Origin of the sequence: Peribacillus alkalitolerans (genome assembly GCF_010882125.1) — a bacterium.
GTDB classification, from domain to species: Bacteria; Bacillota; Bacilli; order Bacillales; family DSM-1321; genus Bacillus_BN; species Bacillus_BN alkalitolerans.
The window spans coordinates 122,473-137,704 of sequence record NZ_JAAGVZ010000007.1 but is presented as its reverse complement, the minus strand read 5'-3'; the positions used below and the strand labels follow the sequence as shown (position 1 = coordinate 137,704).

General features: G+C 39.4%; 12 protein-coding genes. All 12 read right to left on the bottom strand.

Annotated elements, in window-relative coordinates; translation table 11 throughout:
* Positions 1–167: 167 nt before the first annotated feature.
* The 12 genes from ffh to sdaAA all read right to left on the bottom strand — a co-directional run bounded on the left by ffh (position 168) and on the right by sdaAA (position 15,231).
* Positions 168–1,511, bottom strand: a complete 1,344-nt coding sequence (gene ffh, locus G3O09_RS10675) for a signal recognition particle protein (RefSeq protein WP_163101472.1) — start codon at positions 1,509–1,511, stop codon at positions 168–170.
* 15 nt (positions 1,512–1,526) lie between these two features.
* Complete coding sequence (locus G3O09_RS10670; RefSeq protein WP_163101471.1) at positions 1,527–1,859, bottom strand: putative DNA-binding protein; 333 nt, start codon at positions 1,857–1,859, stop codon at positions 1,527–1,529.
* A 476-nt stretch (positions 1,860–2,335) separates the two neighbouring features.
* The gene (gene ftsY / locus G3O09_RS10665; RefSeq protein WP_163101470.1) at positions 2,336–3,331 is read right to left on the bottom strand and encodes a signal recognition particle-docking protein FtsY; all 996 of its coding nucleotides are present in this window, start codon (positions 3,329–3,331) and stop codon (positions 2,336–2,338) included.
* Positions 3,332–3,344: 13 nt separating this feature from the next.
* The gene (gene smc / locus G3O09_RS10660) at positions 3,345–6,914 is read right to left on the bottom strand and encodes a chromosome segregation protein SMC (protein ID WP_163101469.1); all 3,570 of its coding nucleotides are present in this window, start codon (positions 6,912–6,914) and stop codon (positions 3,345–3,347) included.
* A gap of 79 nt (positions 6,915–6,993) precedes the next feature.
* Positions 6,994–7,725 carry a ribonuclease III gene (gene rnc, locus G3O09_RS10655; protein ID WP_163101468.1) on the bottom strand — a complete coding sequence of 244 codons (732 nt, stop codon included), beginning with the start codon at positions 7,723–7,725 and terminating at the stop codon, positions 6,994–6,996.
* 507 nt (positions 7,726–8,232) lie between these two features.
* Entirely contained in the window at positions 8,233–8,466 is a 234-nt protein-coding gene (acpP, locus tag G3O09_RS10650) for an acyl carrier protein (protein ID WP_163101467.1), read from the bottom strand.
* Between the two features lie 88 nt (positions 8,467–8,554).
* Complete coding sequence (fabG, locus tag G3O09_RS10645) at positions 8,555–9,298, bottom strand: 3-oxoacyl-[acyl-carrier-protein] reductase (protein ID WP_163101466.1); 744 nt, start codon at positions 9,296–9,298, stop codon at positions 8,555–8,557.
* Positions 9,295–10,242 carry an ACP S-malonyltransferase gene (gene fabD, locus G3O09_RS10640; protein ID WP_163101465.1) on the bottom strand — a complete coding sequence of 316 codons (948 nt, stop codon included), beginning with the start codon at positions 10,240–10,242 and terminating at the stop codon, positions 9,295–9,297. The genes fabG and fabD overlap by 4 nt, the downstream gene beginning before the upstream one ends.
* A 307-nt stretch (positions 10,243–10,549) precedes the next feature.
* Positions 10,550–11,533: a phosphate acyltransferase PlsX gene (plsX, locus tag G3O09_RS10635; protein WP_163101464.1), complete on the bottom strand. Its 984-nt coding sequence runs from the start codon at positions 11,531–11,533 to the stop codon at positions 10,550–10,552.
* A complete protein-coding gene (fapR, locus tag G3O09_RS10630; protein ID WP_163101463.1) occupies positions 11,530–12,111 on the bottom strand; it encodes a transcription factor FapR in 582 nt (193 codons plus the stop codon). Before fapR ends, plsX begins: the two co-directional genes overlap by 4 nt.
* Positions 12,112–12,301: 190 nt before the next feature.
* Entirely contained in the window at positions 12,302–14,347 is a 2,046-nt protein-coding gene (gene recG, locus G3O09_RS10625; protein ID WP_163101560.1) for an ATP-dependent DNA helicase RecG, read from the bottom strand.
* Entirely contained in the window at positions 14,347–15,231 is an 885-nt protein-coding gene (gene sdaAA, locus G3O09_RS10620) for an L-serine ammonia-lyase, iron-sulfur-dependent, subunit alpha (RefSeq protein ID WP_163101462.1), read from the bottom strand. The genes recG and sdaAA overlap by 1 nt, the downstream gene beginning before the upstream one ends.
* Position 15,232 lies beyond the last annotated feature (1 nt).

The following is a 15,232-nucleotide window of genomic DNA, read 5'->3' as shown; positions in this document are numbered from 1 at the left end:
CCGAATAGTTTCACACAAGATAGTATGTTATCAAATGATTGATATGTTTGTAAAGGTTTTTTTCTTAACAGTGATAAATTTCCTGTAGAGATCGTATAACCATTACATTATTTTCAAAAATCCTTTTAGGACCTTGGAAACATAACTTTAAATGAATGAAAAGAAACTCACATGAAAGGAAATTTGAAGCCGCCTTTTTTCTTACCTTTTTGCATGTTTGTCATTTGTTTCATCATTTTCTTCATTTCTTCAAATTGCTTTAATAGACGGTTTACTTCCTGGATGGAAGTTCCGCTACCTTTTGCAATCCTTTTTCTTCGACTTGCATTAATGATTTCTGGATTCACTTTTTCATTCTTTGTCATGGACTTGATTATGGCTTCAACATGACCGATTTGTTTGTCATCAATGGAAATATTGTTTAATCCCTTGATTTTATTCGCACCTGGTAACATTTTTAAAATATCATCCAGTGGTCCCATTTTTCGAACCTGTGCTAGTTGATCCAAGAAATCGTCAAAGGTAAAGGATTGAGTACGTAGCTTTTGCTCTAACTCCTTTGCCTTTTCCTCATCAACATTCGCTTGGGCTTTTTCGATTAAAGTAAGAACGTCACCCATTCCAAGGATCCTGGAAGCCATACGCTCAGGATGGAACGCTTCCAATGCATCCATTTTTTCACCCATACCGACAAATTTAATCGGAGTATTGGTTACAGAACGAATCGATAAAGCTGCACCACCACGAGTATCACCGTCTAGCTTGGTTAATACAACGCCTGTTAACCCTAGTTGTTCGTTGAAGCTCTGGGCTACGTTTACAGCATCCTGACCTGTCATTGCATCAACAACAAGGAAAATTTCATCTGGTTTGGTCAGTTCTTTAATATCTTTAAGCTCGTCCATTAAACCTTCATCGATATGAAGACGACCAGCTGTATCGATTAGAACATAATCCCGATGCTCTTCCTTCGCTTTTGCAATAGCTTGTTTGGCAATCTCCACTGGGCTAACTTGATCACCTAAAGAAAAAACGGGTAAATCTAGCTGTTTGCCAAGTGTTTCAAGCTGTTTAATTGCCGCAGGACGGTAAATATCTGCTGCTACAAGCAATGGTTTACGATTGTATTTCTTTCGAAGAAGGTTGGCTAATTTACCAGTAGTGGTTGTCTTACCAGCACCTTGAAGTCCGACCATCATAATGACAGTTGGCGGGCGGTTTGCTACAGCAATCTTACTTTGCTCTCCACCCATTAATAGAGTCAGTTCTTCATTAACAATCTTGATAACCTGTTGACCAGGGGTTAAGCTTTTCAGAACTTCCTGACCTACTGCGCGTTCACTTACACGCTTTACAAAGTCTTTAACGACCTTGAAGTTTACATCTGCTTCCAAGAGTGCAAGGCGAACCTCGCGCATCATCTCTTTTACATCAGCTTCATTGACTTTGCCTTTACCGCGAATCTTCTGTATCGTATTTTGCAGTCGGTCGGCTAATCCTTCAAATGCCATATAGTTTGCCGCCTCCTAATCTAATTTCTCCAGTTCTGAAACAATCTTCTTTGCAGCTTCAAGGTCTGCCTTAGATGAGTCCAAAGCTTCCTTTAACATATTAATCAGATTGTTGCGCTGTTGAAATTTCTCAAATAATAAGAGCTTAGCTTCATATTCTTCTAGCATTGCTTCTGTTCGCTTTATGTTATCGTAGACTGCTTGACGACTAACTTCGTATTCATCAGCAATCTCTCCAAGGGAGTAATCGTCCAAATAATATAAAGACATGTAGCTTTTCTGCTTTTCAGTTAACAACGACTGATAAAAATCATATAAGTAATTCATTCTCGTTGTTTTTTCAAGCATAGAGCTCACCTCCCATGTGTTAAGTGAAAAACCTTTACAAAAGATAGTTTACTGTGAATACCCATGCTTGTCAAGGTAATTCCTTTACACTGAAATCCGAAGCATATTAGACTCTAGGACTTTCTCAGAGGCTCAATTTTACATAGACTGTAGTTTTTAGACTTTAATGTTTCCGTTGATTTCCGCTTCAGGCTCTTGCTTTCCGCGGGGAGGGTGGGAGCATCCGCGGCGATATCGACTGAGGAATCTCCCACTTCCCTCTTTTCCCGAAGGACATTGAATAAGCTTCCTCGAACCAACACCGCACAAAGGAAATACTAATACATTTTCGAGGAGCAAGTACCCTCCGCTACAATCAACTAAAATAGTTTAAGTGATATTACACTAAACAACCTCTTATCTATTTGTCTTGGTTGACGTTAATCCGAATTGATTAACTAAATATAGTTATAGTAAGCGAAAAACGTCCTACTTCATTAATCGTTGTCTTCTTCCACATCTACTAAATCTGCAAACAATCCATACACATATTTCTCTGGATCAAATTCTTGTAAATCATCCATTTTCTCACCTAGTCCAACAAACTTTACAGGTATTCCTAGTTCATTTCGGATAGCAAGAACGATACCACCCTTAGCTGTACCATCCAATTTTGTTAAAACGATACCAGATACATTCGTTGCTTCTTTGAATGTTTTTGCTTGAATAAGGGCATTTTGTCCAGTAGTTGCATCAAGTGCAAGAAGTACCTCATGCGGTGCACCAGGAACCTCTTTTTCGATGACACGCTTCACTTTTTCTAGCTCTTTCATTAAGTTGACTTTATTCTGTAATCTTCCTGCAGTATCACAGATCAAAATATCTACATTACGAGACTTTGCAGCACGTATAGCATCGAACATGACTGCTGCAGGATCAGAACCTTCAGCTTGTTTCACCACAGGTACTCCTACGCGCTCTCCCCAAACCTCTAATTGCTCGATCGCGCCAGCTCGGAAGGTATCTCCCGCTGCTAAAAGTACACTTTTGCCTTCTTGCTTAAACTTATGTGCTAATTTCCCGATAGTAGTCGTTTTACCAACCCCATTTACACCGACAAATAGGATAACAGTCAATCCATCTTTTTGAATGTTTAATTCGGAGGATTCTTCTATTTCACCTTGATAAATGTCCACTAACTTTTCAGAAATAACAGACTGCACTTCTTTCGTGTCCTGAATGTTACGGCGTTTAACTTCCATTTTTAATTCTTCTATTAACTCCATAACTGTATCAAAGCCTACATCAGCTCCAATAAGGATTTCTTCTAATTCCTCAAAGAAATCTTCATCGACTTTTCGATAACGGGCTACTAAGTCATTAACTTTCCCAGCAAAGGAATCTCTTGTCTTTGTCAAGCCTTGCTTGAATTTTTCAGTTACGCTATCAGTTTGGCTCGTAAACTTCTCTTTTAATTTCTTAAAAAAACTCATTTCGACACTTCCTTTATTTTGTTTCGGCAATTTCCTGTACTGAATCCAATCGGACAGAAACAAGTTTGGATACACCTGATTCCTGCATGGTTATACCATAGAGAACATCTGCTGCCTCCATAGTCCCTTTACGGTGTGTGATGACAATAAATTGTGTCTCACTACTGAACTTCTTCAAAAATTGACTGAAGCGATGTACGTTAGCTTCATCTAAAGCAGCCTCTACTTCATCTAACACACAGAACGGTACCGGTCTTACTTGTAAGATGGAGAAAAGAAGGGCAATTGCAGTTAAAGCACGTTCTCCACCGGATAGTAATCCAAGGTTTTGAAGTTTCTTTCCAGGTGGTTGTGCAACAATGTCTACACCGGTATTCAACATGTCTTGTGGATCAGTCAATTTTAATTCTGCACGACCTCCACCAAATAAAGATTGGAATACGATACCGAATTTTTCTTTTATGGCAAAAAACGTCTCTGCGAATCTACGTTTCATCTCTTCATCCATTTCATCAATGACTTGATGAAGAGTATCTTTCGCATCTTGAAGATCTGTTTTTTGTTCACTTAAGAAAGAATATCGCTCAGAAACACGTTCATATTCATCTATAGCTCCAATATTTACAGTGCCAAGTTCTTCAATAGCAAGCTTGATTAGCTTAACCTTTTTTCTAGCTTCTTCAATTGGCACATGAAGTTCGTACTTTTCTTTAGCTTCTTCAAAGCTTAGAAAATACTCTTCACGTAAATGTTCAAGCCTTGTTTCAAGTTCGACATCCAGTCGATTCAATTGAACCTCTTCATCTTTTAATATTCCTACTAGGCCTTTATGCTGACGTTTCAGTTCTTTCGCCTCACGCTCTTCGTCCTCTAATAGATGATGAAGTTTGACCCTCTCTTCCCGTCTTGAAGAAATTAGACTCAATGTCTCATTTTTATCTTGGAGCTTTTTACGGGCAGATTCTTCTAGAATCGCTTCACCGTTACTGCTATCACTCATATCTGTATCAAGTAAAGAAAGATCTTCATCCAAATCGGTCAATTTTGTCTTATTAGAGTTAAGTTCGTCTTGAATTCGCTGATGTTTTTCTTTTTGGTTTTGAAGCTGTTCCTTTTTTGAGGCAAGCTGGATTCGCCATTCATTCACTTGGGCAGATACCGCTTCTTTTGAAATTTGTTGTGTTTCTTTTTGCAATGTCAGTGCAGCGATTTCTTGATTCAAGCGAGATAATTCCTCATCACAATCTTGTAAAAGTTGTTTTAAGGATTGAAGTCGATTGGATTTCTGGGCTAATTCCTCTTCAAGTGAGGATTTATCCAAATCATAGAGAGCCAAACGTTCATTGACATTTTTCTCTAATAACTCAATTTCTCTCAAGTCACCCTTAATCGTTTGTTCTTGCATTCGCAATTGCTCGCCATTGGATCTCTTAGATTCCAGTTTTTCAGTTTGCTGTTGCCATTCTTTTTTATGGGCTTTTACTTCTTCCTCAAGAGTGGCGGTCTTTTTCTCCATTATGGCTAGCTTGTCCTTAATCTCGTCCAGCTCGCTTTTTCGACTTAACAGTGAATTATTCTTCTTATTGACAGCACCACCTGACATAGAGCCACCAGGATTCACGACATCTCCGTCAATTGTGACAAAACGAAACTTATGGCCTGTCAATCTTGCTAACTCGTTTGCCCCTTTAAGGTCGGAGGTGATCACAACTGTTCCGAGTAAATTAGCCATAACTTCAGAGATCTTATTTTCATATGAGATAAGGCTAGAAGCAATTCCATTAAAAGAAGGATGGCTTTTCATTTGCTGAAGTTGGTGTGATGGTACTTCTCGCCCTTTGATGACTGAAAGTGGCAAGAAAGTAGCTCTTCCAAAGGAATTTGCCTTTAAATACCCAATGGCTTTTCGGGCATCTTCTTCTTTACCTACGATAATATGCTGCATAGCAGCACCTAAGGCAGTCTCTATTGCAAGCTCATATTCCTTGGGGACTTGTATTAATTCAGCAACTGCCCCCTCAATACCAGACAACTTTCCTTCCCTTGCACGCAAGACTTCCTTTACACCTTGGAAGAATCCTGCATAATCCTCTTCCATTTCTTCAAGCATTTCTTTTCTGGATCTTGTTTGTTGTAGGAATTGAAAAGCTTGGTAAAGTAAAGATTCTTGTTTTTTGTATTGATTTTCCAGCTTTTCAAGCAAGAGTTGATCTTGACGGTATTGAGAGACACCATTTTCAAGCTCTTTTTGATTTCCTGTAAGTTCAACTATCTTTTTTTGTTTGCGAAGCTCTACTTCTTTACGTTCATTAATATATTTTTCATTATCTGTATCTAATCGTTCAGATTTTACCTTTAACTGCGACACTTGTTGTTCGGTCAATTGGTATTCGTTTTTTGCTGCTGCTTGCTTATTCAACCATTCAATATAATCAGCTTTGAAGGTTTCTATGGTTTCATCTATATTTTGATTAAAATTTGAAAGCTGCTTAACATTTTCATCAAGCTGCTTCTGCAAGATCGCAACTTCATTTTGTAGAATATTTAAATGCTTTTCTTCTTCGCCCTTTTGGGAAGACAGCTTTTCAATTTGATGATTTGCATCTTCAATGGATTTTTCCAATGACTGTTTATTTTGAGTAGCATTCTTTTTTCTTTCTTTTAGAACTTCTTTACGACCTTCCAGCTTTTCTAACTCTTGTGTCGTTATTAACAATACTTCCTGTAATTCATTTATCGAATCATCTAAAGCACTAATCCTGTCTCGATGCTGCTCTACTATTGCTTCACGTTTACCGAGGGTTGTAGACATTTCAAGCTCAAGGTTTTTATGTTTTTCCAGTTCTTCAGACAAAGCTGTCCACTTACCATGTAATGTCTCGATTTCATAGACGGTTACAGCTACTTCACTATGCTCAAGTTCTTCTTTTTGCTCTAGATAATCACGTGCAATCGAGGCTTGGATTTTTAATGGTTCGACTTGCCCTTCCAATTCGTGAAGGATGTCTTGAACCCGATTCAAATTCTCTTGAGTTTCAAATAATTTATTTTCAGCTTTTTTCTTCCTTGTCTTATATTTAAGGACACCAGCTGCTTCTTCGAAGATTGAGCGTCTTTCTTCTGACTTACTGCTAAGAATTTCTTCCACTTTACCTTGGCTGATGATGGAAAAGGCTTCCCTACCAAGTCCGGAATCCATGAATAGATCAATAATATCCTTTAGACGACAAGCTTGTTTGTTTATATAAAACTCACTATCGCCAGAACGATACACTCTCCGAGTCACACTGACTTCGTGGTAATCGATGGGTAAAAAATGTTCTTCATTATCTAGCGTAAGAGTAACTTCTGCAAAGTTAAGGGCACGCCTGGAATCACTACCAGCAAAAATAATATCCTCCATTTTTGCTCCCCTAAGGGATTTGGCAGATTGCTCCCCAAGGACCCAACGAATAGCGTCGGTCACATTGCTTTTCCCACTTCCATTTGGTCCAACAACGGCAGTTACGCCTGGCACAAATTCTATATTGATCCTTTCCGCAAAGGATTTAAATCCTACAACATCCAATCGTTTGAGGAACACAATCTTTCCCCCTTTAATCTGTCTTTCTTTAGTCTCATTTGATTTATTTGTTTATGTTTCGAACAGATTAGACTGTAGATTACTGATGATCTTTTAATTTGTTTAGTGCTTGCTGGGCAGCGAACTGTTCAGCTTCCTTCTTTGATTTCCCCATGCCTGTCCCAAGGATTTCCCCATTTAAAGAAACCTTAGATACAAACTCTTTATTATGGGCAGGGCCTTTTTCCTGCATGATTTCATATTCAATCGTTCCATTACCACTACGTTGGACAAGTTCCTGTAGTTGGCTTTTAAAATCCATCACATGAGAAAAAGCACCGTTATCGATTTTTGGGTATACAGTTTTTTCTAAGAAGCGCAAAACCGCTTCAATTCCTTGATCCAAATATAATGCCCCAATGAAAGCTTCAAACACATCTGCCAATAGAGCAGGGCGTTCCCTTCCACCAGTCATTTCTTCTCCTTTTCCTAACAAGACAAGATTCCCAAAGGAAAGCTCATTAGCAAAACCCACTAATGAAGGTTCACAAACAATGGCTGCGCGCATTTTTGTTAATTCTCCTTCGCTCATAGTAGGATACTTATGGAACAAGTATTGTGATACTGTCAATTCCAAAACAGCATCTCCCAAAAATTCTAGCCGTTCATTGTCCTCATACGGCTTTTTTCGATGCTCATTCACATAGGATGAATGAGTAAAGGCTTTTTTTAATAATTTATCATCAGCAAATGCAATCCCTAAAGAGTCTTGGAATTCTTTAAATTTTTGATCCTTGCTATTTGCTTTATTTCGTTTTCCAAACTTGCGCATAATTTCCTCCAACAACCATCCAAATTTACACTTAATAGACTATAAAGTATACATTGCTTTGAGCCGTAAGTCACCCTTCCATACCATACACCTTTAGTTTATCATTATTCGATTTTGAATAGAAGGAATTGCAGTGATGATTTGTCACCTTGGCTGTAAGTTATTTCAAAAAAGAAGTCTGTTATCGTAATTTTGATGATGTACAAGTGTAATTTTACTTTAACTATCTGAGTTGATTGTAGCGGAGGGTACACTCCTGCGGGAAATAGAGGGAAGTGGGAGACCACACAGGCGGTAACGCCGAGGAGGCTCCCATCCCTCCCCGCGGAAAGCAAGTGCCTCTCGCTGCAATCAACGGACAATCTCCCAGTCTAAAAACAACACTCTATGGAAAAAGAGCCAAAGAGAAAGAGGCTGACTCTTTGTTAAGTACCAATCCCCCACCATTAGGTAGATAAGGGATAGGCACTTACGAGTCAGCCTCTATTAGATTTGGATACAACTCTATTACATAGTGCTTTTTATGTAATTCACTGCATCTCCAACTGTAGCGATTTTTTCAGCATCGTCATCTGAAATTTCCATGCCAAACTCATCTTCAAGTTCCATGACAAGTTCAACCACGTCTAATGAATCAGCCCCAAGATCTTCTTTGAAAGATGCTTCTAGCTTTACTTCAGACTCATCAACACCAAGTCGGTCAACAATGATTTTAGTAACACGTTCTAAAACTTCTGCCACTGCACTCACCTCCCCTCAAGCCATTATAGAGCATTATAAGAGAATAATAAACACGAAATCTGTCTTATAATGCTTTTATTACACAAGCCTACATGACCATACCACCGTCGATGTGAAGTGTTTGACCAGTCATATACGCGCTATCTTCTGAAGCAAGGAATGCGACCACCCGAGCAATGTCCTTTGGCTCACCTAAGCGAGCTAGTGGAATTTGGCTCAACATTGCTTCTTTCACTTCGTCAGTCAATTTATCAGTCATATCAGTCGTAATGAATCCAGGTGCAATAGCATTAACCGTAATATTACGAGAAGCAAGCTCTTTAGCAGCGGTCTTTGTGAATCCAATTACACCCGCTTTAGCAGCTACATAGTTAGCTTGTCCCGCATTCCCACTGACACCAACGATAGATGCTACATTGATGATTCTACCAGAGCGTTGTTTCATCATACTACGAGTAATTGCTTTTGTACAAAGGAATACACCCTTTAAATTCGTATTAATGACTGTATCCCATTCCTCTTCCTTCATTCGCATCAACAAATTATCTTTTGTGATACCAGCATTATTAACCAAAATATCAACTTTCCCAAAAGTATCAAGTGATTTTTGGATCATTTCAGTAACGGCTGTAGAATCTGATACATCACATTGAATCGCGATTGCATTTCTTCCCATAGCTTTAATTTCGTCAACCACTTCATTTGCTTTCGCTTCACTACCGGCAAAGTTAACCGCTACATCGGCGCCTTCCCTAGCTAGCTCCAACGCAATTTCTCTACCAATGCCTCTAGAAGCACCTGTAACTAACGCAGCTTTCCCTTGCAATCTCATCGATTTTCCTCCTTTAACGCTTCAATCACTGACTTACATGACGCTTCATCAGAAATCGAAAAAACTTTTGCTTGGCGGTCAATTTTCTTGACTAAACCAGCTAATACTTTACCTGGTCCGATTTCAATGAATGTAGTAACACCTAATTCCAGCATTTTCTGTACTGAGTCTTCCCATTTAACTGGGGAATATAGCTGTTCTACTAGTCTTTCCTTTATTTCTTCTGGTGTAGAAATTGGATTTGCTACTACATTTGATATGACCGGAGGGTTTGCATCCTGGATATTAATAGTGTCAAGGATTTCCCTTAGCTTACCTGCAGCAGGCTCCATTAAACGTGAATGGAAAGGTCCACTAACTTCTAACGGAATCACTCTTTTAGCCCCTTTTTCTTTTGCCAAATCCCCTGCTTTCTGCACCCCTTCGGCTGTACCAGAGATAACGATTTGACCTGGACAATTCAGGTTGGCTAAATCAACACTGTCGCCTTCAGAGCTAATTTGATCGACTACACCTTGTAGTCCTTCTCGATCCATTCCAAGTACCGCAGCCATCGCCCCTTGGCCTGCTGGCACAGCAGCTTCCATGAACTCTCCACGTTTTCGGACTGCATACACCGCATCTTCAAAGGCAAAAGCTCCAGAAGCAACGAGTGCAGTATATTCACCTAGACTGTGACCAGCTGTATAATCTGCCTGAATCCCTTCCGCACTGAGTCGTTGAAGGATTGCTATTGATGTCGTTAATAGAGCTGGTTGAGCGTTAGTGGTCAAAGTTAGAGTTTCTTGAGGGCCTTCAAAGATCAGCTGTGATAGTTTCTCACCAAGCTTTTCATCAGCTTGTTGAAAGATCCTTTTTGAAGGTTCATACGTTTCAAATAGCTCTTTTCCCATGCCAGGTACTTGTGATCCTTGTCCAGGAAAAATAAAGGCAATTTTAGACATCGGTTCTTCCTCCTGCATTTCATCTAATCTTATTAGTAAATAGATGAGTATGTATTTTTCATTAGACTTTTTCGCATAGATTGTTGTTTTTTAGATAATAAAGTTTTCCTGTTGATAATAAACGAGAGGCACTTGCTTTCCGCTTGGAGGGATGGGAGCCTCCCCGGCAATGCCGCCAGTGGTATATCCCACTTCCCTCTTTTTGCCATTGGAATCAAGTGTACTCCTCTACTATCAACTCAGATCGTAAAATTTTAAATTAAACTATAAGAGCAACAAACTTTACGAAAACAACCTTTCATTAAGACTACTTTTTGTCGATCACTTCATGGATTTTGCCACATACATCATGGTCAACCATAATCTTTGCCTGTCTAATCGCGTTAAAGATTGCGTTGGCATCCGATGAACCATGTGCCTTAATGACGGGAGCCTTTAGTCCAAATAGACCAGCACCACCATACTCGGAATAATCCATTTTTGTTTTTATTTTCATTAATTCGGGTTTTAAGACTGCTGCAGCAAGTTTATTAATAAAACTACTTGTCATTGATTCCTTGACCATTTTGAAGACTGACATTGCTGTGCCTTCAATCGTTTTTAATACCATGTTTCCCGTAAATCCATCAGTGACAACAACATCAGCCACTCCATTTAAAAGATCACGAGATTCAACATTACCGATAAAATGAATCGGGGCTTCTTTTAACAAGTCAAATGCCGCTTTTGTAAGTTCATTACCCTTTTTATCTTCGGAACCAATATTCAACAAACCAACTCGAGGCTTTTCAAGCCCACGTACCTTTTCGGCATAAATCGAACCCATAATGGCGAATTGCAATAAATGCTCTGGACGTGCATCCGCATTTGCACCTACATCCAAAAGTACAAATCCTCCACCAGAAAGGGTAGGTAATGTCGGAGCCAACGCTGGACGTTCAATTCCATCAATTCTCCCAACGACAAAAAGTCCCGCAGCCATTAATGCACCTGTGTTACCTGCTGAAATACAGGCATCGGCGCTTCCTTCGGCCACTTGTCTAGCGGCTAACACCATGGAAGCATCCTTTTTTCTACGCACTGCACGAACTGGTTCATCAGTTCCCAAAATCGTTTCTTCGGTGTGAAGAATGGAGATTCTGGTTGTATCCGTTAAGTATTTATTAATTTCTTTTTCATTTCCTACTAGAATCACTTCTACATCGGGAAATTCTTTTACAGCTTTCATTGCCCCTTCTACTGGTGATTTCGGAGCAAAGTCTCCACCCATAGCATCAATTGTCAATTTCATGAATGTTCATCCTTTTTCCCAATGTTGAATCGGTACATTTCAAATTCACCTTTAAAAACGAGTTCGGTTCCAACAAAGCTATCGACCTCGACCAACGTCCTCTCAGGAGAATCAGTCTTCTTCACCCTTGCCTTTGCAACCACTCTCTCATTTTCCCGCACAGAGCGAGTGAATTGAATATTAGCTTTGGCTGTAAGTGCCATCTCATCATCAATAACAGCAACAGCTAACGAATTTGCTTGGGCAAATAAATGATGACCCCTAGCAATGCCATTCCGTTTAAAAACATGCTCGCTTGTCACGTCGAATATAGAGATCGCACTTTGATCTAGTTCAATATCAATAATATCCCCAATTATTTCGTCAATAGGCAAAGCTTTGACTTCATCGGTATATGTTTTTTCAGCAACATTTTTAATTCTTTCCCGAAGTTCTGGTATGGAGAGCTCAAGCCTATCCAATCGAATCGTTTGTACACTGACTGAAAATTTATCTGCAAGCTCTTCGTCCGTCACAAATGGGTTATCTTGTATTGTATCGATAAGAAGCTGTTGACGCTCCTTTTTATTTCTTCTCACAAAAGTCACCATCCGCACTATTATGACTAGGTACTAATAGTAGTATATATAAATAAAAAACAGATTGCAAGATTTTATATACGGTACACGTTTTACGATTATTCAAATTTAATAGATGTAATTTTCTAATTGAATTAAGGTGCTGAGGAGGTAATCATTTTCCCTTCTCCTGTGAAATTGATCCACTGGATTAATCCAATTTTTCACCAGTAAGGATTCCACTTGTTTCAAGGTGATCCCTTATTCCTTTATATATGGGGTCCGTCCAAAACTCAGGTAAATCCACCAACTTCGAAGCATCATCCCGCGCTACTTCTAGCACACGATAATCGTGGACCATATCAGCTACTTTGAACTCCGGCACTCCACTTTGTTTTTTCCCAAAGAAATCTCCAGGTCCACGCAATTCCAAATCCTTTTCTGACAATACAAAACCATCATTTGTCTCAGTCATAATCTGCATTCGTTCTTTTCCTGTTTCTGATTTAGGATCAGCAAGCAGGATACAATAGGATTGTTCACTACCGCGTCCTACTCTCCCTCGTAGCTGATGAAGTTGAGATAAACCAAATCTTTCAGCATCATAAATCAGCATGAACGTGGCATTGGGTACATTCACCCCGACTTCGACTACTGTGGTGGAAACTAGTACCTGGGCTTCATTTGTACTGAAAGAAGCCATGACAGCTTCTTTTTCAACAGGCGGTAGTTTTCCATGCATTAATCCGACCTTATAGCGTGACCCAAAATAGTTTGTCAAAATGTGATAAACATCCACTGCATTCTGTAAATCTAGTTTTTCAGATTCTTCGATTAGTGGGCAAATCACATAAGCTTGACGCCCTTTACTCAATTCTTTTTCCATAAATGCTAATACTCGATCAAGCATGTCATGTTTTGCCCAATATGTTTCAATGATTTTTCGTCCTGCTGGCAATTCGTCAATAATAGAAACATCCATTTCACCAAACACAGTAATTGCAAGAGTTCTTGGAATAGGTGTCGCTGTCATGAAAAGGACATCTGGATTTTCACCTTTTTCACGGAGAATTCTTCTTTGCTCAACCCCGAATCGATGCTGTTCATCAGTGATAACTGTTCCTAGTTTATTAAAGTTGACCTCATCCTGAATTAAGGCGTGAGTCCCTACTAAAATATCAATTTTACCTTCTTGAAGTGACTGTAAAAGCTCTTTACGTTTTTTTCCTTTGATTGAACTGGTAAGTAAATCCACTCTTACATTCGTATCGTTAAATAAACCGCTTAAGGATTGGAAATGCTGTTCAGCTAAAATTTCTGTAGGAACCATCAACGCGCCTTGATAACCCGATAAAATGGAGGCATATAATGCAATAGAAGCTACAACTGTTTTCCCAGATCCTACATCCCCTTGCAATAATCGATTCATCTTATATGGAGATTTCATATCTCGAAGAATTTCATTAACAACCCTTTTTTGGGCATTCGTAAGAGGAAACGGAAGTGAATCAATAAACTTCCTTAATTCTTCTAAATGATAAGTTTGACCAATTCCTTTTGAGCTTTCTCTCTGGATTTTCCTCAGTGCCTGCATTTTAAGTTGGAATAAGAGGAATTCCTCATATACCATCCTTCTCCTTGCTTGCTTCAAAGCATCTTGATCCACAGGAAAATGTAGCGCTTGTAAACTTTGCTTTTTGCCTAATAACTTATATTTCGTTAATAGGCTTTGTGGCAAATTCTCTTCAATTAAATCCCCATAGGTTTGAAATGCATTAGAGATATACTTCCTCATGTTCTTTACTGAAACGTTGCCTTTAACAGAATATACTGGCTCAAAAGAATGCTTCTCTTGATAATTTCCAAGTTGGAATTCAGAAACAGTGATGGTTTGGCGATGTTTATCCCATTTTCCAGAAATGGTGATTGGGGAAGAAACCTCAAGTTTTTTTCGTACGTAGGGTTGATTGAAAAAAACAGCAGAAATTAGATATCGGTCAACAAGTACCTTTATAGTAATTCTAGATTTTTTCTTCGAGTAAAACATAAAAGAGGGCTCACTGTGAATGACGCCCTCAACCGTTACTCTTTCATCATGGGCGACTTCCGCCAAATCTTTAAGACGATAATCTTCATATCGAAAGGGTATATGTTCAATTAAATCTCCAACTGAAACAATACCCATATCTTTTAAAGTACCTGCCGTCTCTTCACCGATGCCTTTGACTTGAATAACAGGATCAATTAATGAAATCATCATTTCTTTGTTAGCGATACACCAAAGATTTTGGCCTCTAATTCCCTGCCGGTAGGAGTAGCCGCCAGACCTCCTTGGGCCGTTTCCCTTAAAGCAACTGGCATAGTAAGCCCGATTTTATACATTGCATCAATCACTTCATCACAAGGGATACGACTTGTGATTCCAGCTAACGCCATATCCGCAGCTACCATTGCATTAGCTGCCCCCATAGCATTCCTCTTGACGCAAGGTACCTCTACCAAACCAGCTACAGGATCACATACCAGACCAAGCATATTCTTTAATGTGATTGCCATTGCCTCTGCACATTGTGAAGGTGTCCCTCCTGCCATTTCAACGATGGCTGCTGCCGCCATACCAGACGCTGAACCAACTTCAGCCTGACAGCCTCCTGCTGCACCAGAAATAGATGCATTATTGGCAACTACGAATCCAAATGCACCAGAGGTGAATAAAAACTCTATCATTTGTTCACGAGTTGGATTCAATTTATGTTTAACTGCAAACAAAGTTCCAGGCACTACCCCCGCTGAGCCAGCAGTTGGCGTAGCACAAATCGTTCCCATTGCTGCATTCACTTCATTCGTTGCAACAGCTTTGCTAACCGCATCAAGGATTAAGTCGCCAGATAAACTCTTACCACTCTTGATATAGGCTTGAAGTAGGACTGCGTCACCTCCTGTAAGTCCTGAACGCGATTGCACTCCTTCCAAACCTCTTTCAACTGCCTTTTCCATGACTTCGAGATTTGTGTCCATTTGTTGGATGATAACTTCTCTTGATTTACCGGTAAACTCCATTTCTTGTTCTATCATAATTTCTGATATTTTTTTGTTTTGACTTTCTGCTAATTCCACTAATTCAGCAACATTACGAAACAAT